General features: G+C 70.2%; 17 protein-coding genes. 11 read left to right on the top strand and 6 right to left on the bottom strand.

Features of this window, described 5'->3' with window-relative positions:
• Nucleotides 1–127 precede the first annotated feature (127 nt).
• Entirely contained in the window at nt 128–1042 is a 915-nt protein-coding gene (locus ABZ865_RS10395) for a HipA family kinase (RefSeq protein WP_361226827.1), read from the top strand.
• Nucleotides 1043–1091: 49 nt separating this feature from the next.
• Here the strand turns inward: ABZ865_RS10395 and aceB are convergent, their stop codons facing one another.
• A complete protein-coding gene (aceB, locus tag ABZ865_RS10390) occupies nt 1092–2717 on the bottom strand; it encodes a malate synthase A (RefSeq protein ID WP_361226824.1) in 1626 nt (541 codons plus the stop codon).
• A gap of 188 nt (nt 2718–2905) precedes the next feature.
• A complete protein-coding gene (locus tag ABZ865_RS10385; RefSeq protein WP_361226821.1) occupies nt 2906–3517 on the bottom strand; it encodes a nucleotidyltransferase family protein in 612 nt (203 codons plus the stop codon).
• Nucleotides 3518–3721: 204 nt separating this feature from the next.
• On the opposite strand from ABZ865_RS10385, the gene ABZ865_RS10380 reads away from it, so the two are divergent.
• Complete coding sequence (locus ABZ865_RS10380) at nt 3722–4054, top strand: DUF5955 family protein (protein WP_361226818.1); 333 nt, start codon at nt 3722–3724, stop codon at nt 4052–4054.
• Between the two features lie 50 nt (nt 4055–4104).
• Here ABZ865_RS10380 and ABZ865_RS10375 read toward each other — a convergent pair whose 3' ends face one another.
• Nucleotides 4105–4899 (bottom strand): IclR family transcriptional regulator, encoded by a 795-nt coding sequence (locus ABZ865_RS10375; RefSeq protein WP_361226816.1) that lies wholly within the window; start codon nt 4897–4899, stop codon nt 4105–4107.
• 280 nt (nt 4900–5179) lie between these two features.
• Here ABZ865_RS10375 and allB point away from each other — a divergent pair, with 280 nt between their 5' ends.
• From allB to ABZ865_RS10360, 3 genes are all read left to right on the top strand, one after another.
• Nucleotides 5180–6520, top strand: coding sequence for an allantoinase AllB (gene allB, locus ABZ865_RS10370; protein WP_361226814.1), 1341 nt, complete (start codon nt 5180–5182; stop codon nt 6518–6520).
• Nucleotides 6521–6573: 53 nt separating this feature from the next.
• Nucleotides 6574–7704 carry an allantoicase gene (alc, locus tag ABZ865_RS10365; RefSeq protein WP_361226811.1) on the top strand — a complete coding sequence of 377 codons (1131 nt, stop codon included), beginning with the start codon at nt 6574–6576 and terminating at the stop codon, nt 7702–7704.
• Between the two features lie 188 nt (nt 7705–7892).
• The gene (locus ABZ865_RS10360) at nt 7893–8300 is read left to right on the top strand and encodes a hypothetical protein (RefSeq protein WP_361226808.1); all 408 of its coding nucleotides are present in this window, start codon (nt 7893–7895) and stop codon (nt 8298–8300) included.
• On the opposite strand, the gene ABZ865_RS10355 is transcribed toward ABZ865_RS10360, so the two are convergent.
• A complete protein-coding gene (locus tag ABZ865_RS10355; protein WP_361226805.1) occupies nt 8236–8571 on the bottom strand; it encodes a hypothetical protein in 336 nt (111 codons plus the stop codon). The two genes, ABZ865_RS10360 and ABZ865_RS10355, sit on opposite strands and share 65 nt — an antisense overlap.
• Before the next feature lie 302 nt (nt 8572–8873).
• On the opposite strand from ABZ865_RS10355, the gene ABZ865_RS10350 reads away from it, so the two are divergent.
• Entirely contained in the window at nt 8874–9404 is a 531-nt protein-coding gene (locus tag ABZ865_RS10350) for a hypothetical protein (RefSeq protein ID WP_361226802.1), read from the top strand.
• A gap of 191 nt (nt 9405–9595) precedes the next feature.
• Here the strand turns inward: ABZ865_RS10350 and ABZ865_RS10345 are convergent, their stop codons facing one another.
• Both ABZ865_RS10345 and ABZ865_RS10340 read right to left on the bottom strand, forming a co-directional pair.
• On the bottom strand, nt 9596–10102 hold the full coding sequence (locus tag ABZ865_RS10345) for a hypothetical protein (RefSeq protein WP_361226799.1): 507 nt from the start codon (nt 10100–10102) through the stop codon (nt 9596–9598).
• Nucleotides 10103–10192: 90 nt separating this feature from the next.
• A complete protein-coding gene (locus ABZ865_RS10340) occupies nt 10193–10966 on the bottom strand; it encodes an SDR family oxidoreductase (protein ID WP_361226796.1) in 774 nt (257 codons plus the stop codon).
• Nucleotides 10967–11098: 132 nt separating this feature from the next.
• On the opposite strand from ABZ865_RS10340, the gene ABZ865_RS10335 reads away from it, so the two are divergent.
• From ABZ865_RS10335 to ABZ865_RS10315, 5 genes are all read left to right on the top strand, one after another.
• On the top strand, nt 11099–11926 hold the full coding sequence (locus ABZ865_RS10335; RefSeq protein ID WP_361226794.1) for an AIM24 family protein: 828 nt from the start codon (nt 11099–11101) through the stop codon (nt 11924–11926).
• A gap of 144 nt (nt 11927–12070) precedes the next feature.
• Entirely contained in the window at nt 12071–12715 is a 645-nt protein-coding gene (locus ABZ865_RS10330; RefSeq protein ID WP_361226792.1) for a dihydrofolate reductase family protein, read from the top strand.
• A gap of 160 nt (nt 12716–12875) precedes the next feature.
• Complete coding sequence (locus tag ABZ865_RS10325; protein ID WP_361226789.1) at nt 12876–13784, top strand: DMT family transporter; 909 nt, start codon at nt 12876–12878, stop codon at nt 13782–13784.
• A 515-nt stretch (nt 13785–14299) separates the two neighbouring features.
• Entirely contained in the window at nt 14300–16162 is a 1863-nt protein-coding gene (locus ABZ865_RS10320; RefSeq protein WP_361226786.1) for a glycosyltransferase family 2 protein, read from the top strand.
• A 722-nt stretch (nt 16163–16884) separates the two neighbouring features.
• A complete protein-coding gene (locus ABZ865_RS10315; RefSeq protein WP_361226783.1) occupies nt 16885–18075 on the top strand; it encodes a cytochrome P450 in 1191 nt (396 codons plus the stop codon).
• Nucleotides 18076–18119 lie beyond the last annotated feature (44 nt).

Raw genomic sequence — 18119 nt, 5'->3', positions numbered from 1 at the left:
TCCCGGCTCGGGCGCACCTGAGCCGGGACAAGCTGTTCGCCGAGTCCGTGGTGACTATGCTCGCTTCATGGACTGCTGAGGAGCTAGCCGTGGAATGTAAGGCAAATGACCGGTGGGGCATCGGAAGATGTTGAGGGAGGTCACTGCAACCCGCTACATCACACCCCTGCGCTCTGGCGGGTCCGTGCCCGGAGTCGTCGAGGCCGACGACCTCGGTACGTACGTCGTGAAGTTCACCGGATCTGCCCAGGGACACAAGGCGCTGGTCGCCGAGGTGATCGTCGGCGAACTCGCCCGCGCCCTCGGCCTGCGCTTCCCCGAACTGGTCCTCGTCCACTTCGACCCGGCCGTCGCCGCCGAGGAGCCGCACCAGGAGGTACGCGACCTGCACGGCGCCAGCGCGGGCGTCAACCTCGGGATGGACCACCTGCCGGGCGCCGCGGACTTCACGCCGGAGATCGCGAAGACCTTCCCCGTGGACCCTCTGGAGGCCGGCCGGATCGTCTGGCTCGACGCCCTGACCGTCAACGTGGACCGTACGGTCCACAGCTCCAACCTCATGGTGTGGCCGACGCTCGGCACAACGCCCCCGCGCCTGTGGCTCATCGACCACGGCGCGGCCCTCGTCTTCCACCACCGCTGGGACACCACGACCCCGGGCAAGAAGTACGACTTCCGCCACCATGCTCTCGGCCACTACGCGCCCGACGTCCGCGCCGCCGACGCCGAACTGGCGCCCCGGGTCACCGAGGAGCTGCTGCGCGGGATCGTCGCCGAGGTGCCGGACGCCTGGCTCGCCGAGGACGCGGGATTCGCCACGCCCGACGACGTCCGCGACGCCTACGTCGACTACCTCCTGCAGCGGGTACGGCTGTCCGCGCAGTGGCTGCCCACCGACTTCCCGAGCCGTGAGGAGCTGGCCGCCGAGGAGGCCGCCCGCGCGGCGAAGACGCAAGCGGGCCGCCCGGCCTGGCTGAAGCGGGTCCCCGACCTGCACGGCAAGCCGGCGGCGGAACAGGACTGGACGGTCCACCTGGGCTGAACGCGCAGCGGCCCCGGGGGAGTCCCCCTGGGGCCGCCATGCGTGATCGTCAGCCCTTGAGCTGCCGGTACGCCGGCAGGGTGAGGAAGTCGGCGTAGTCCTCGTCGAGGGCCACCTGGAGCAGCAGGTCGTGCGCCTCCTGCCAGTGACCGGCGGCGAAGGCCTCCTCGCCGATCTCCGCGCGGATGGCGTCCAGCTCCTCGGCGGCGACCTTGCGGGCCAGCTCGGGCGTGGCCTTCTCGCCGTTCTCGAACTCGACGCCCGCGTTGATCCACTGCCAGATCTGCGAACGGGAGATCTCGGCGGTGGCCGCGTCCTCCATCAGGTTGAAGATGGCGACCGCGCCGAGCCCGCGCAGCCAGGCCTCGATGTAACGGATGCCGACCTGGACGGCGTTGACGAGACCGGCGTACGTCGGCTTCGCCTCCAGCGAGTCGATGGCGATCAGGTCGGCCGCCTCCACGTGGACGTCCTCGCGCAGCCGGTCCTTCTGGTTCGGCTTGTCGCCGAGGACCCGGTCGAAGGACTCCATGGCGATCGGGACCAGGTCGGGGTGGGCGACCCAGGAGCCGTCGAAGCCGTCGTTCGCCTCGCGGTCCTTGTCGGCGCGGACCTTCTCGAAGGCCACCTTGTTGACCTCGGCGTCCCTGCGGGACGGGATGAACGCCGCCATACCGCCGATCGCGTGCGCGCCGCGCTTGTGGCAGGTGCGGACGAGGAGTTCGGTGTACGCCCGCATGAACGGGGCCGTCATCGTGACGGCGTTGCGGTCCGGCAGGACGAACCTCGGCCCGCCGTCACGGAAGTTCTTCACGATGGAGAACAGGTAGTCCCAGCGGCCGGCGTTCAACCCCGCGGCGTGGTCGCGGAGTTCGTAGAGGATCTCCTCCATCTCGTACGCGGCCGTGATCGTCTCGATCAGGACGGTGGCGCGGACGGTGCCCTGGGGGATGCCGACGTAGTCCTGCGCGAAGACGAACACGTCGTTCCACAGGCGCGCTTCGAGGTGCGACTCGGTCTTGGGCAGGTAGAAGTACGGGCCCTTGCCGAGGTCCAGCAGGCGCTGGGCGTTGTGGAAGAAGTACAGGCCGAAGTCGACGAAGGCGCCGGGGACCGGCTTGCCGTCGGCGTCGACGAGGTGGCGCTCGTCGAGGTGCCAGCCGCGCGGGCGCATGACCACGGTGGCGAGGTCCTCGTTCGCCTTGAGGGCGTACGACTTGCCGGAGCCGGGGTCGGTGAAGTCGATGGTGCGGGTGTAGGCGTCGATCAGGTTGACCTGGCCGAGGACCACGTTCTCCCAGGTGGGCGCGGAGGCGTCCTCGAAGTCGGCGAGCCAGACCTTCGCGCCCGAGTTGAGGGCGTTGATGGTCATCTTGCGGTCGGTGGGGCCGGTGATCTCGACGCGCCGGTCGTTCAGCGCGGCCGGAGCCGGGGCGACCTTCCAGGAGTCGTCCGCGCGGATCGCGGCCGTCTCGGGCAGGAAGTCGAGCGTGGAGGTGCGGGCGATCTCGGCGCGGCGCTCGGCCCGGCGGGCGAGGAGTTCGTCACGGCGCGGGGTGAACCGCCGGTGCAGCTCCGCCACGAAGGCGAGCGCCGCGTCCGTGAGGACCTCCTCCTGCCGGGGCAGGGGCTCGGCGTCGACGATGGCCAGCGGGGACGGCGCTGGTGCGGACATGAGCTGTCACTTCCTTCAGCGGTGGCACCGGGTGCCAAGTGGCACGAACAGGACAGTGAGCGCCCACTGTGCGGTCGGACGCTTCTGAACAGTGGATAGTAGTTTCCTCATCGTGGAACTTCAATGGTTTGTTGACGTCGAGATTCTCTGGGTCGAGGGAAGGTGGCGCTCGGTGCCACCTGGTTCACTCAGGGTTCAAGGTGGCCGAGGTCGGCCTCGGTGTCGATGTCGTAGGGCTCGGCAATGTCCGCGCACTCGACGAGCGTGATCGCCTCCCCGTGTGCCTTCAGGTAGCCGCGTGCGCCCTGATCGCCGGTCGCGCTCGCGGCGATCCCGGCCCAGTGGGCGGCGCCGAACAGCACGGGATGCCCGCGTACCCCGTCGTACGCGGCCGAGACCAGCGACCACTCGCCCTGGTACGCGGCCAGCACCCGCGCCACCGCCTCCGGCCCGATGCCGGGCTGGTCGACCAGGGAGACCAGCGCGGCCCGCGCCCCGGTACCGTCGAGCGACGCGAGCCCGGCGCGCAGCGAGGAGCCCATGCCCTGCTTCCAGTGCGGGTTCTCCACGAGGACGCAGCCGGGCAGCTCCGCCCGCTCGCGTACGGCCTCCGCCTGCGCCCCGAGCACCACGTGGACGCGGGTGCACCCGGCCGCGCGCAGCACGCCGACCGCGTGTTCGACCAGCGGCCGCCCCCGGTGTTCCAGCAGCGCCTTGGGCCGCCCGCCGAGCCGTCTGCCGCCGCCGGCCGCGAGCAGCAGCCCGGCGATCTCCTCTGGATGGTCCTGTTTGCCCGTCATGTGTCCTGCATACCTGACGCGGGCTGCCGCGGCCGGTTTCCTTGGACTGAATTTCGGTCCGCGCTGTGGCGCCGCCGGTCGGCGTGGCGTTTACTGGCCCGCGCGCGAGGGCGTGCGAGGGGGAGGTAGAGGCCGGGAGACCGGAGACCGGACGTGCACCTGCCCCACACCGAACGCGCGGGAGGACGGGCGAGGGGGAGGGCTGTGTTGCGGAGCTTGGGGCAGAGGTCAGTGACCGGCAGCGACGAGGATCCGAGGGTGGTGGAACTGCGGACCGCGGTCTCCCGCCTGCGCCGCGAACTCGCCGCGCTCCCGTCCGAGTTCCCCGACCGGGGCATAGCCGAGGACGAACTGGCCACCCTCGCCGCCATGGCCGCCGGCGGCATGCCGGAGATCCCGCGCCTGCGTAGTTCCCTCTTACTCGTCGCGGCGGCGATCGGCTCGGTCAGCGCGCTGGCCCGGGGCCTGACGGAGGTCAGGGAAGCAGTGGACCTCTTCGGCCGGACGCCGCCGCCCCCCGGCGGCCCCCACTCCTAGGCGGCCACCCCCCGGCGCCGGAAGAACTACGCGAAGAACTCAGCGAAGGACTACGCGCCCGAACTCGCCAGCGCCTGAGACAGCTCCTGGGCGATCCCCTGCAACACCGGCACGATCTTCTCCGTCGCCTCCTCGGTGACCCGCCCCGCGGGCCCGGAGATCGAGATGGCCGCGGCCGTGGGAGAGTCCGGCACGGGCACCGCGAGGCACCGCACCCCGATCTCCTGCTCGTTGTCGTCGACGGCGTACCCCAGCCGCCGTACGTCCTCCAGCGCCGCCAGGAACCCCTCCGGCGTGGTGATGGTCTTCTCCGTCGCGGCCGGCATCCCGGTACGGGACAGCAGCGCCCGCACCTCCTCGTCCGGCACGTTCGCCAGCAGCGCCTTGCCCACCCCGGTGGAGTGCGGCAGCACCCGCCGGCCGACCTCCGTGAACATCCGCATCGAGTGCTTCGACGGCACCTGCGCCACGTACACGATCTCGTCGCCGTCCAGCAGCGCCATGTTGGCGGTCTCGCCGGTCTCCTCCACCAGTCGCGCCAGGTACGGCCGCGCCCAGGTGCCGAGCAGCCGGGAGGCGGACTCGCCGAGCCGGATCAGCCGGGGTCCGAGCGCGTACCGCCGGTTCGGCTGCTGTCGTACGTAACCGCAGGCCACCAGCGTCCGCATCAGCCGGTGGATGGTGGGAAGCGGCAGCCCGCTGGTCGCGGACAGCTCGCTCAGGCCGACCTCGCCGCCCGCGTCCGCCATCCGCTCGAGCAGATCGAAGGCGCGCTCAAGGGACTGGACCCCGCCGCCGGCGGCGGGCTTGGCGGAGTCGGTGGTGCTGGCGCTGGACGTCGGCACGGCACGTTCCTTTCGGGACTGGCAGGAAGGGCAGAAGCCTACCCGGCAGTCGGTTGACTCCCTGCTTGTACGTAGCTACGTTCTGCGTGTCGGAATTCTAATTCCGCTTTGTGGAAATGTCCAGAGTGGGTGTGTGCCGGGGCCGCTCGGAAGTGTGCCTCTTGACGGCGGGGGAGCGGGAGTGAAGACTCCTTCAACAGAACGTTGAATTCCGTTACGTGGGTGTAAATCCCGTTTCCTGGATGTAAGACGGCGCACAACGGCAGAGAGAGGGGTTCGGGTGTCCGACGCTGAACTGGTGCTGCGCTCGACGCGGGTCATCACTCCGGAAGGGACGCGGCCCGCCACGGTCACCGTCGCCGCCGGCAAGATCACGGCCGTCCTGCCGTACGACGCCGAGGTCCCGGCCACGGCGCGCCTGGAGGACGTCGGCGACCACGTCCTGCTGCCCGGCCTGGTCGACACCCACGTGCACGTCAACGACCCCGGCCGCACCGAGTGGGAGGGCTTCTGGACCGCCACGCGCGCCGCGGCGGCCGGCGGCATCACCACCCTCGTCGACATGCCCCTCAACTCCCTGCCGCCGACCACCACGGTCGCCAACCTGGGGGTGAAGCGGGAGGTCGCCGCCGACAAGGCGCACATCGACGTCGGCTTTTGGGGCGGCGCCCTGCCCGACAACGTCAAGGACCTGCGCCCGCTGCACGACGCCGGGGTCTTCGGCTTCAAGGCGTTCCTCTCCCCGTCCGGTGTGGACGAGTTCCCGCACCTCGACCAGGACCGGCTGGCCCAGTCCCTCGCCGAGATATCCGGCTTCGACGGCCTGCTGATCGTGCACGCCGAGGACCCGCACCACCTGGCCGCCGCCCCGCAGCAGGGCGGACCCAAGTACGCCGACTTCCTCGCCTCCCGGCCGCGCGACGCCGAGGACACGGCCATCGCGAGCCTCATCGCCCAGGCGAAGCGGCTCCACGCGCGCGTGCACGTCCTCCACCTGTCGTCGAGCGACGCGCTGCCGCTGATCGCCGCCGCCAAGGCCGAGGGCGTCCGCATCACGGTGGAGACCTGCCCGCACTACCTCACGCTCACCGCCGAGGAAGTCCCCGACGGCGCCAGCGAGTTCAAGTGCTGCCCGCCCATCCGCGAGGCCGCCAACCAGGACCTGCTCTGGGCGGCCCTCGCCGACGGCACCATCGACTGCGTCGTCACCGACCACTCGCCCTCCACGGCCGACCTGAAGACCGACGACTTCGCGACCGCCTGGGGCGGCATCTCCGGCCTCCAGCTCAGCCTGCCGGCCGTATGGACGGAGGCCCGGCGGCGCGGCCACGGTCTGGAGGACGTGGTCCGCTGGATGTCCACGCGGACCGCCGCCCTGGTCGGTCTCGACGCGCGCAAGGGCGCCATCGCGCCGGGCCACGACGCCGACTTCGCCGTCCTCGCCCCGGACGAGACCTTCACCGTCGACCCGGCCGGCCTCCAGCACCGCAACCGGGTCACCGCGTACGCCGGCAAGACCCTGTACGGCGTCGTCAAGTCCACCTGGCTGCGCGGCGAACGCATCGTCGCGGACGGCGAGTTCACCGAGCCGAAGGGCCGGCTGCTCGCTCGCCCCCGGTAAGCCACCCTCCACACCCACACCCGGCCGACTCCAGAGAGGACCCCCTGATCACCGTGACGGCGCAGCAGCAATCAAGTTGGGCGAGCTTCACCGGCGACGCGAACCCCTACGGAGGCGGCGACCCGTACGCGGACTACCGCACCGCCGACTTCCCCTTCACCCAGTACGCCAACCTCGCCGACCGGCAGCTCGGCGCCGGAGTCATCGCCGCCAACGACGAGTTCTTCGCCCAGCGGGAGAACCTGCTGGTGCCCGAGCGGGCCGAGTTCGACCCCGAGCACTTCGGCCACAAGGGCAAGATCATGGACGGCTGGGAGACGCGGCGCCGGCGCGGCGCGTCGGCCGAGCACCCCTGGCCGACGCCCGAGGACCACGACTGGGCCCTGATCCGCCTGGGCGCCCCCGGCGTCATCCGCGGCATCGTCGTCGACACGGCCCACTTCCGCGGCAACTACCCGCAGGCGGTGTCGATCGAGGGCGCCTCGGTGCCCGGCTCCCCGTCACCCGAGGAACTGCTCTCGGACGACATCAAGTGGACCACCCTCGTCCCCCGCACGCCGGTCGGCGGCCACGCCGCGAACGGCTTCGAGGTGGGCGTCGAACAGCGCTTCACCCACCTGCGCGTCAACCAGCACCCCGACGGCGGCATCGCCCGCCTGCGTGTGTACGGCGAGGTCGTCCCCGACCCCGAGTGGCTGTCGGTGCTGGGCACCTTCGACGTGGTCGCCCTCGAGAACGGCGGCCAGGTCGAGGACGCCTCCAACCTCTTCTACTCCCCGGCCACCAACACCATCCAGCCGGGCCGCTCCCGCAAGATGGACGACGGCTGGGAGACGCGCCGCCGCCGCGACCAGGGCAACGACTGGATCCGCTACCGCCTCGCCGCCCAGTCCCAGATCCGCGCGATCGAGATCGACACCGCGTACCTGAAGGGCAACAGCGCTGGCTGGGCCTCCGTCTCCGTCAAGGACGGCGAGGACGGCGACTGGACCGAGATCCTCCCGCGCACCCGCCTCCAGCCCGACACCAACCACCGCTTCCTGCTCCCCACCCCCGCCGTCGGCACCCACGCCCGCGTGGACATCTACCCCGACGGAGGCATCTCCCGCCTCCGCCTGTTCGGCTCCCTCACCGACGCCGGCGCCGCCGCACTCTCGACCCGCCATCAGGAGCTTGGCGCCTGACCCGATTCACCCCCCCCGGGCTCTCGGCACGACACCACGACACCACGCTGAGAGCCCACCTTCTTGCTGGCAATGCGTTAGTTTCCGTGCTGCTCTACGATCCCCCTGCCTGCATCGGCCACCAGCCGCAGACCTGCGGCACCGGCCGATCTCCACCTGCTGTGGTCGAGTAGTCAGGAGCCAACCTGGTGTGGGACGGGGCGTTCTACCGCGTTCGACGTGACGGCTATGAGATCTGCTTCGTTCCCGACGACGGGGTACCCCTCGACGAGATCGACGACGTCGACATGTGGGTGATCTTCGACAGCGGGGAACGCTGGTCGGGGACGATCTACACCCTGGACCACGTCCACCGCGTCATGGACCGTTGGCAACAGACCGGTGAATGCCTCGATGGCCGGTACTTCTACGTCTGGGACGGCCTGATCGTCCGCGACCGAGGCATTCCCGGGATGGTCGACGTGGTCGACGACCTCCCGCTTGATCGGGTGCGGCTGTGCTGTGGTTGCTGTACTTCGTCGCTGTTCCGGATCACAGCTCCACACGGGACTCCGTCCCGCGGTTCCCACGTCGCAACACGACGTACGCCGGCCTGAAGGGCAGTCCGCGAAGGGTCGGTTCCATGACCTTGAAGAGCGCCCCAGCGTCCGCCCCGTAGGCATACAGTACGGCCTCGCCTCCACCGAACTCGTTCCCGTCGACCTCACCGACTCCCGCCCTTTCGACTGCGGCAGACATGGCCCGCTCGGCATCGAAGATCGCGTCGCGCTCGGCACGTGAGCCGTACTGGGCGTCACTCAGGCGGTAGTGGGCGATGACGGCTTGTTCCGGTGTCTCCGGTTCGGGGAGATCGAAGAGCATGTCCATGGGCGCACGATCTCACCCGCCTCTGACAACGCGTCCACCCTGGGCAACCCGGAAAGTGGCGGTCCCGCCACGGACGGCCCGGGGCGAGACGGGAGCCGTCTCCTGGTGACGGTGACCTTCTGATCCGTAGCTCTGCAGAGTTCGGTCGGAGACGGTCATACAGGTCGCGCATCGGCCCCAAGGGGACGCTACGGGCTGGGGGGCCGGTTGCTGTGGTTGATGGACAGCGCGCCCCTGGTCCGCCATGCTGCCTTGGCGATGCTGGGCCACCACTGGCTGCATTGTGTGAGGGGCGGGGATCGATGGAGCAATCGCAGGGCGCAGCTGTACCGCCGGAGCGCATCCGCTACCGGTTGACGCGCCTCCAATGCTTGCTGTCCATGCTGCCCGGCATCATCGTCATGGCCTTCCAGCCCTTGTTCTGGTTGGACGGGGGACCGTCCGGTCTCTTTCTGGTCTCAGAACTGCTCGTGTGGGTAGTCCTGTCGATCGCCTCGCGGCTCTTCGGGGTCACTCTCACGCCATCGGCGGCCATCGTGCATAACCTCGGCCGCCGGACCATCCCGTGGTCGAGCGTCCAAGCCATCCAGATCGAGTCTCTCTTCGGAAGCCGGACCGTCGTGATCTACGAAGCGGGCGGCCGCCGTACCCGCCTGCGGGCGCCGATCACCGCGTTCCTCAACTGGGATCGCAGCTTCGAGGAGAAGTTCCACACCATCGGTAGGTGGTGGCTGGATCACCGCGGCCCTGACTGGGCTCCTGTCCCGCCGCCGGGGGCACGGTGGGGTGGCCCGCCGGTGTCCAACGGGAACCCTTACGCCCCTCCCGCGTAGTCACCAACTGATCCACGCACCCTCCGGGCGGCACAGACCCGAAGAACTGACCTCATCGCGGCGGGCCTGTTCCATGCCACGCTTCCCACCACTCACCCCAACTCCCAACCCGTACGCCGTCGATCCCTCCATCCCGATCGACTCATGGTCGCCGGCCCTATTCCACTTCTTTGCTGTACCGGGCGCGGCAGCTACCCCGCTCGTTCGATGGTCAAGTCGCTTCGGATGGGCTCGGCTCGCCACATGGCTGCCAGTTGAGGGTAGGACTCAAGGAAGCGGCGGATCCTTCCGAGCGCGGCAGTTCTGGGCGCGCCGACCTCGTCGAAGTCGAACCCGGTGTCCTGGTGGCCGAGGCTGCCGAGATCAGCCCAGGCCGGGTCCTCGCCGAAGATCAGCTGGAGCTCTACCTGCCAGAACTCCGGCTGCCGATAGGGATCGTCACGCCCCACCTCACATACAGCAAGCTGCCGCCCGAAGGACAGCGCAGGCTGGTCGTTGTTCCAGTCCCACCGGCCCCACTGGACGATGAAGCCGTCGCCGTCGTTCTCCGGCCCCTCGATCCCTTCGATCTCGATCTGGAGGAATTCGCCGAAGGCATCCCATGCGGCCTGGACATAACGTACGGCGTCAGGCTCGACTCCACGCTGCCTCAAGATCTGCGCGAACATATCGGCGCTGGACCGCCAGGGAATGGGCATGCGGGATGCTATCCCTCGGGCCCGTCCTCGCAGCACGGGGTTGATGCGAGAGCGGGCCCGGACTCGGTCGGGCCGGTGGTTCAGGGGCGGTTACGCCGCGTGGCCTCCGTCCACCGAGAACTCGGCACCGGTGACGTACCCGGCATCAGGGCCGGCCAAGTAGCCCACCATCGCCGCGACCTCCTCCGCCCTACCGAACCGCCCCAGCGCGGTCATCGCGGCCTGTGCCTCCGCGTACGGTCCGGCCGCCGGGTTCATGTCCGTGTCGGTCGGCCCCGGGTGGACGATGTTCGCGGTGATCCCCAGGCCCCCGAGCTCGCGCGCCAGCGCCTTCGTCAGTCCCACCAAGGCCGCCTTGCTCATCGCGTACAGCGTCCCGCCCGGCCCCGGCACCCGGTGCGTCATGCACGTACCGACCGTGATGATCCGTCCGCCCGCCGGCATGCGCGAGGCCGCCGCCTGGGAGGCGAGGAACACTCCGCGCACGTTCACCGCGAGCACCCGGTCGACGTCCTCCAGGGTGAACGTGTCCAGCGGCCCCAGCATCCCCACGCCCACGTTGTTCACCAGCACGTCGATCCCGCCGTACACCTCCACCGTCCGCTCCACCGCGCCCGCCGCCTCCGCCGCGTCTGCAGAGTCCGCGCGCAGGGCTATGGCCCGCCGCCCTGTCGCCTCCACGGCCTGTACGACGTCCTCTGCCGCATCCTTGCCGTTCACGTAGGTCAGGGCGACGTCCGCGCCCCCGCGGGCCAGTCGCAGCGCCGTCGCCGCACCGATGCCACGGCTGCCGCCGGTCACCAAGACGGTCTTGCCGGTCAGTGGTCCCTGAGCCGTTTCCCGAGCTGTTCCCTGAGTCGTCATGGGTCCATCCCAGCCGCCCCCGCCGCGAGGCGCTGGCGGCGAACGGACGCGGACATGGACATGGAGACATGGGTATGGATATCGATCTTGGCGAGTCGGAACTCTTGCCTCCGCTTCCCGCGTTCTCCTCGCGTGACCCTTCAGCAAGAAATCGTCGGCAACGCCATGCAGATGGCGGTCGTCAACCTGCACCCCGGCCAGACCGTGTACTGCGAGGCCGGAAAGTTCCTGTTCAAGACGACGAACGTGACCATGGAGACCCGGCTGTCCGGCCCGTCGAACAACGGCGGTCAGCAGCAGATCGGCGGAGGCGCCGGCATGGGCGGCATGCTGCGCCAGGCCATGGGCACCGCCATGCAGGTCGGCCAGCGCATGCTGGCCGGCGAGTCGCTGGCGTTCCAGTACTTCACCGCCCAGGGCGCCCAGGGCGGCGAGGGCGGCACCGTCGGCTTCGCGGGCGTGCTGCCCGGCGAGATGCGTGCCCTGGAACTCGACGGCACGCGCGCGTGGTTCGCCGAGAAGGACGCCTTCGTGGCCGCCGAGTCCACCGTGGAGTTCGGCATCGCCTTCCAGGGCGGCCGCACCGGCATGAGCGGCGGCGAGGGCTTCGTCCTGGAGAAGTTCACCGGGCACGGCACCGTGATCATCGCGGGCGCGGGCAACTTCATCGACCTGAACCCGGCCGACTTCGGCGGCCGTATCGAGGTCGACACCGGCTGTGTGGTGGCCTTCGAGGAGGGCATCCAGTACGGCGTCCAGCGCGTCGGCGGCCTCAACCGCCAGGGCATCATGAACGCCGTCTTCGGCGGCGAGGGCCTGTCCCTGGCCACTCTGGAGGGCAACGGCCGGGTCATCCTGCAGTCCCTCACCATCGAGAGCCTCGCCAACGCCCTGAAGAAGGCCCAGGGCGGCGACAAGCAGGGCCCGACCGGCGGACTGTTCTCCACGCACGTGGGGTGAACCCACCCACGACACGACACCCGGGCCGAAGCTACACGACACGCGGGCCGAAGCGACGAGTACGGGCCGCACCGATGAATCGCGGGCGGGTGCGGGGTCTGAGCTGATGACAGCAGATCCCACACCCGGAAGAAGGCACCCGCCATGGGCAAGCTCGTCTCCCAGATCTTCGTCACCCTCGACGGCGTCTACCAGGCGCCCGGCGGCCCCCAGGAGGACCCCAGCGGCGGCTTCACCCACGGCGGCTGGAGCTATCCGTACGGCGACGAGGACTTCGGCCGGTTCGTCACCGAGGTCTTCGACGGCGTCGGCGCCTTCCTGCTCGGCCGTCGTACGTACGACATCTTCGCCTCCTACTGGCCGAAGATGACCGATCCGGCCGACCCGATCGCCGCCAAGCTCAACGCGCTCCCGAAGTACGTCGTCTCCTCCACGCTCCGGTCGCCGCGGTGGGCCGGCACCACGGTCGTCTCCGGCGATCTCGCCAAGGAGGTCCAGGCACTCAAGGAGCGCACGGACGGCGAACTCCAGGTCCACGGCAGCGGCGCCCTGGTCCGCGCCCTGGTGGACCTGCGGCTGCTCGACACCCTGCACCTCATCACCTTCCCAGTCGTCCTCGGTGCCGGACGCCGCCTGTTCGAGGAGGGGGCCGTCCCCACGCGCTTCCGGCACACCGCCGGCCGCGTCACCGGCTCGGGCGTCTCCATCCAGACGTACGACCTGGCCGGCAGCCCCGAGTACGGCTCCTACGAACTCCCCGAGGAGGCCAACGGGACCGAGGAGGCCTGACCTGACCCGGCGCCCCGTGACGGAGCCCGGGTCGAAACCCACTGGCCCCCAAATCCCTGGCCGAAGATCGTCCCCGCAGGTACGGTGATCGCTCCGCGTGCGAGCCGCCGACGTCTCCGCACCCTTTCCACCGCGTCCGGAGACCGGGAGAGCCGCCCCCATGTCGACCTTCGCCGTACCGGGCGCCGCCGTCGCCCCTCGCCGCGCCTGGCACACCGACCTGCCCGTCCTGCTCGTCGCGGTGTGCTGGGGCGCCAGCTATCTGGCCGCCAAGGACATCACGACCGCCCGCACGGTGCTCGCCGTGCTGGTGCTGCGGTTCGCGCTGGTCCTGCCCGTGCTGGCCGTGGCCGGGCGGCGCGCGCTGCGTGCGCTGACGGGCGCCCAGTGGCGCGGTGCCGCCCTGCTGGGGCTGATCCTCAGCGGCGTCTTCCTGCTGGAGACGTACGGCGTCGTGCACACCTCGGCGACGAACGCGGGCCTGATCATCAGCCTCACCATGATCTTCACCCCGCTCGCCGAGGCCGCCGTCACCCGTACCCGGCCCACCCCGTCCTTCCTCGGGGCGGCCGCACTGTCGGTGCTCGGCGTCGTCCTGCTCACCCAGGGCGGCGGTTTCACCCGGCCCTCCGTCGGCGACCTGCTGATGCTGCTCGCCGCCCTGGCCCGCACCCTGCACGTCCTCGCGATGTCCCGGATCCGGGCCGTCCAGGGCGCCGACGCGCTGCCGCTGACCACGGTCCAGCTCGGCACGGCGGTCGTCGTCTTCGCGCTCCTGTCGGCCGGCACCGGCCCCACGCCATGGTCGACGGCGGCGGACTTCGGCGCACGGGAGTGGGCCGGGCTGCTGTTCCTGTCCGCCCTGTGCACGCTGTTCGCCTTCTTCGTGCAGATGTGGGCGGTCCGCCGTACCTCCCCCTCCCGGGTCAGCCTGCTGCTCGGCACCGAGCCGCTGTGGGCCGCCGTGGCCGGTATCGCGCTCGGCGGTGAGCGGCTCGGGGCGCTCGGTCTCGCGGGCGGCGCGCTGGTGCTCGCCGGGACCGCGTGGGGGCGGCGGACGGCAGGTTGACTCCCTCGAAATTCACCGGCACCCCCAAGCGCAACGCGCATCGGCGCCGCAGCGGCGCTCCTGTTGTGCGGCATGCCGCGAGTTCCCCTGAGGCCCTGAGGCCGCGGCCAGGGGTTCTTCCTTCTTCGGGCGCTCTGCGGCCCGGTGACGTAACTTCGGGATTTTTGAAGCGTTCTCACGTCGCCCGACCGATCCGCAGTCAGGGTGAAGGCGAGGAGGTTCGGGTTGTGCTGGCGGTCGTACGGGACCTCTGCGAGCACCGAACGCCCGCGTCGGCGGAGCGGCCGGCAGTCCCGCCTCGTGTGCCCGTCGACCGCGGGCTGCTCGGAGCTGAGCAGCCCGTCGGCCTCCAGTCGGTGCAGCGTCGGACGCAGCGTGGCCGGGCTGCGCACACGATGTAACCGCCACGGCGTGCTTCGCCCGTCCGGCGCCGGTCGCCCCCTAGGGTGTCCGACGCCGGACGTGGGGGACGAAAACGCCCATAGCAGGGCGGACTGACTCGAAGGCAGGCGCCGATGACCACCGTCGAACAACAGCCGGACCAGACCTCGGTGGTGACCGCTGAACCCGCGACCACCCCCGGGCAACGACCACCGGGCCGGCTCGAACGCATCACCGGGCAGATCATCCGTGCCGTCCGGCCCTTCGACATCATGGTCGTCGCGTTCTTCCTCCTCGCCGCCCTGCTCCTCTACGTGAACCTGTGGGACGACCTGGCCCACCAGTACCTGAGCGACTCGGGATCGGACCAGAACCAGGCCGAGTGGTTCATCGCGATCACCGCCGAGAACGTCGCGCACCTCCACAACCCGTTCTTCACCACCGTCCAGGGGTTCCCCGATGGGGTGAACCTGATGGCCAACACCGTCATGCTCGGCCTGACCGTGCCGCTCACACCGATCACGCTGGCGTTCGGGCCGACCGTGACCTACGCGCTCCTGCTGACGTGCGGTTTCGCGGCGACGGGCATCGCGTGGTACTGGGTGCTATGCCGGTGGACGGTGCGCAGCCGTCCCGCGGCCGCGGTCGGCGCGGCAGTCGCCGCCTTCGCCCCGCCGATGATCAGTCACGGCAACGCTCACCCCAACTTCACGGTGCTCTTCATGATCCCGCTGATCGTCGACCGGATGCTCTGCCTGTGCCGGGGTGACCGGGTCGTACGGGACGGAGTGCTGCTCGGCCTGTTCACCGCCTACCAGATCTTCATCGGCGAGGAGGTGCTGCTGATGGCCGCGGTAGGGATGCTGCTGTTCGCCATCGCGTACGCCCTCGCGGACCGCGATCGTCTGCGGGACGCCGTGAAGTCCCTCCAGAAGGGTCTCCCGATCGCGCTCGCCGTGTCCCTGCTGCTGGTCGCAGGGCCCTTGTACTTCCAGTTCTTCGGACCGGGCAGCTACACGGACGTGCCGCACGGCCCCGTCGTCAACAGCCCGCTCTCCTTCCTGGAGTTCTCCGGACGAGCGCTGGCCGGCGACCATGCGATCGCAGACCGGTTCGCTGTGAACCGCTTGGAACAGAACGCCTTCTACGGCTGGCCGCTCGTCGCGCTCGCCCTCGCGTTCGCCGTCCGTCTGTGGCGGCGGCCGCTGGTGAAGGCCCTGGTCTGCACCGCGATCGGTGGGGCAGTGCTCTCCATGGGGTCACGCATCGAGATCCTCGGCAGCTACGTCGTCCTGCCTGGACCGTGGCGGCTGATCGCCGATCTGCCGCTGTTCGGGTCGGTCATCGAGAGCCGGTTCGGCATGGTCTGTGCACCCGCGCTGGGCGTGCTCGTGGCGCTGGCGGTGGACCGCCTTGCGGCCACGTCCGATCTCCTGCTGAAGAAGTGGGGGCTCGCCGCCGTCGCCGCGGCCCTGCTGCCGATCGTGCCCACCCCGTACCCCACGAACGCCCGGCCGCCCGTGCCCGACTTCATCGCCCACGGGACATGGCGCCAGTACGTCGGCGAGGGCCAGACCGTCGTCCCCGTACCGCTCGCCCACTCGTACACCAGCGAGTCGCAGCACTGGCAGTCCGCGACCCGCATGGCCTTCACCATGCCGGGCGGTTACTTCATGGCGCCCAACGGCCCCGAACACACCGGTAATTACAACCCGGAACCCCGCCCCACCTACAGGCTGCTCGGGGCCGTGTACACGAGCGGGTTGGTCCCGAAGATCGGCCCGCAGCAGAAGGCCGAAGCCAAGGCGGACCTGACGTACTGGAAGGCGGGCGTCGTCGTGCTCGCGCCCGGGTTCAACGCTCCCCCTCTGTACGAGACCGTGAAACAGCTCCTGGGCCGGGACGGCACCCTGGTCGGCGGAGTCTGGGTGTGGGACGTGAACTACGGCACGTCCAAGGCCCGGACCCCGGAAGGTGAACGGCCCGGTACCGCCTGAACGGCCAGGACTGCCTGCAAGGGCCCGGCTCCGGCAGAATGCCGCGCCCCCGCCGGGAACAGGCGGGGGCGCGCCGCCTCTGCGGCGTGGCCTGCCTCCTGAATGGCGCGGTAAGACGCTGGACCGTTTCTCATCGCCGAGTGTCCTGAAGGCCTACGCCGGATCAGCCCCCATCACCTGATCCTCCGGACGCAAAACCATCGTCCTGGCCGGACACATCAAGAACCAGCGACCCACCGCACGCCCTACGACGAACAGACCGCCTTCCCCAACGCCGCTTCACTGATCAACCGCATCGGACGTCTGTCTTCGACAGGGGATCTTGGGTGGGACGGCAGCGACACCGCGGCGAGACGCGAGCACGTGCAGGAGCGGTAACGGCTCGTCCAATTTTTCTGGAGCACCGACCTCCAGACTGCGTCTGTCGCCCGCAACCAGCGTGCCCCGCAGCCGCCCCGGATGAGCCATGGTCTGCGGCGCGGGAAATGATCTCCGTCAGCCCGGGAAACGATCTTCAAAGTCATCGCATAGGTCCTGGCCAGTGCATTCATGGAGCTCGGCACCACGCTGCGATCCGGAGCCGTCAGGATGCCGCGCATCTCGCGGGCGGCAACCGCTTTGGGCGTGACGCGTACCGGCGGGCACCAATCGGGCACCGCATGCGTTGACCCTGCACCGGGAGATGCCCGGTGAGTCTCGGGGGAGTCCGCGGAAGGGGAGCGATGGACAGGCGACGGGTGATCGATCTGGAGGAGTTCGCGGACGAGCTGCGCCGCGATCCGCATCCGGTGTACGCCCGGCTGCGCGCGCAGGGACCCGTGCACCGCGTCCGGCTGCCGGGCTCGGACCCGGACTACGCGACCTGGCTGGTCGTGGGGTACGAGGAGGCGCGGGCGGCCCTCGCCGACCCCCGGCTGGCCAAGGACGGCCACAAGATCGGCGCGACCTTCCTGGACGAGGAGATGATCGGCAAGCACCTGCTGGCCACCGATCCGCCTCAGCACACCCGCCTGCGCGCCCTCGTCACCCGCGCGTTCACGATGCGCCGGGTGGAGCGGCTGCGCCCCCGCATCCAGCAGATCACCGACGACCTGCTGGACGAGATGCTGCCGCGCGGCCGCGCCGATCTCATCGAGGCGCTCGCCTTCCCGCTGCCCATCACCGTCATCTGCGAACTCCTCGGCGTCCCCGACATGGACCGCGCGGAGTTCCGGAAGATGTCCACCGAGGTGGTCGCGCCGACCAGTTCGCAGTCGGAGTACGACGCGGTCGTCCGCCTCGCCGAGTACCTCACCGGGCTGATCGAGGACAAGCGCTGCTCCCGCCCCACCGACGACCTGCTCAGCGACCTGCTCCGCACCACGGCCGAGGACGGCGACCGGCTCTCCGCTCAGGAACTGCGCGGCATGGCCTACCTGCTGCTCATCGCCGGCCACGAGACCACCGTCAACCTCATCGGCAACGGCGTCCACGCCCTCCTCACCCACCCCGACCAACTCGCCGCCCTGCGCGCCGACATGAGCCTCCTGGACGGCGCCGTCGAGGAGATGCTGCGCTACGAGGGCCCGGTGCACAGCGCCACGTTCCGGTACGCCGCCGAGCCCCTGGAGATCGCCGGCACGCTCATCGAGCAGGGCGACCACCTGGTGGTCGGCCTCACCGCGTCCGGGCGCGACGGCGGCCGCTACGACGACCCGGACCGGTTCGACATCCGCCGCGACGCCCGGGGCCACCTCGCCTTCGGCCACGGCATCCACTTCTGCCTGGGCGCACCCCTGGCCCGCCTGGAGGGCCGCACAGCCGTCGGCACCCTCCTGCAGCGCGCCCCGGAACTCGCGCTCGACGGCACGCCGGGCGAGTGGCTGCCGGGCCTGCTGATGAGGGGGATGCGCAGCCTTCCGGTGCGCTGGTAGAACTCCGCCGACCAGAACTCCGCCGACCGGGCTCACCCGCACCG

The sequence above is a fragment of the Streptomyces sp. NPDC047085 genome (assembly GCF_040643735.1).
Classification (GTDB): domain Bacteria; phylum Actinomycetota; class Actinomycetes; order Streptomycetales; family Streptomycetaceae; genus Streptomyces.
Note: the sequence above shows the minus strand (reverse complement) of the source record. Positions and strands in the feature narration are given on the sequence as shown.

Coding starts and splice junctions, on each gene's coding strand:
- ABZ865_RS10395 (WP_361226827.1), top strand. CDS start 128: ATGTTGAGGGAGGTCACTGCAACCCGCTACATCACACCCCTGCGCTCT.
- aceB (WP_361226824.1), bottom strand. CDS start 2,717: ATGTCCGCACCAGCGCCGTCCCCGCTGGCCATCGTCGACGCCGAGCCC.
- ABZ865_RS10385 (WP_361226821.1), bottom strand. CDS start 3,517: ATGACGGGCAAACAGGACCATCCAGAGGAGATCGCCGGGCTGCTGCTC.
- ABZ865_RS10355 (WP_361226805.1), bottom strand. CDS start 8,571: ATGGACATGCTCTTCGATCTCCCCGAACCGGAGACACCGGAACAAGCC.
- ABZ865_RS10350 (WP_361226802.1), top strand. CDS start 8,874: ATGGAGCAATCGCAGGGCGCAGCTGTACCGCCGGAGCGCATCCGCTAC.
- ABZ865_RS10345 (WP_361226799.1), bottom strand. CDS start 10,102: ATGCCCATTCCCTGGCGGTCCAGCGCCGATATGTTCGCGCAGATCTTG.
- ABZ865_RS10340 (WP_361226796.1), bottom strand. CDS start 10,966: ATGACGACTCAGGGAACAGCTCGGGAAACGGCTCAGGGACCACTGACC.
- ABZ865_RS10330 (WP_361226792.1), top strand. CDS start 12,071: ATGGGCAAGCTCGTCTCCCAGATCTTCGTCACCCTCGACGGCGTCTAC.
- ABZ865_RS10325 (WP_361226789.1), top strand. CDS start 12,876: ATGTCGACCTTCGCCGTACCGGGCGCCGCCGTCGCCCCTCGCCGCGCC.
- ABZ865_RS10320 (WP_361226786.1), top strand. CDS start 14,300: ATGACCACCGTCGAACAACAGCCGGACCAGACCTCGGTGGTGACCGCT.
- ABZ865_RS10315 (WP_361226783.1), top strand. CDS start 16,885: ATGGACAGGCGACGGGTGATCGATCTGGAGGAGTTCGCGGACGAGCTG.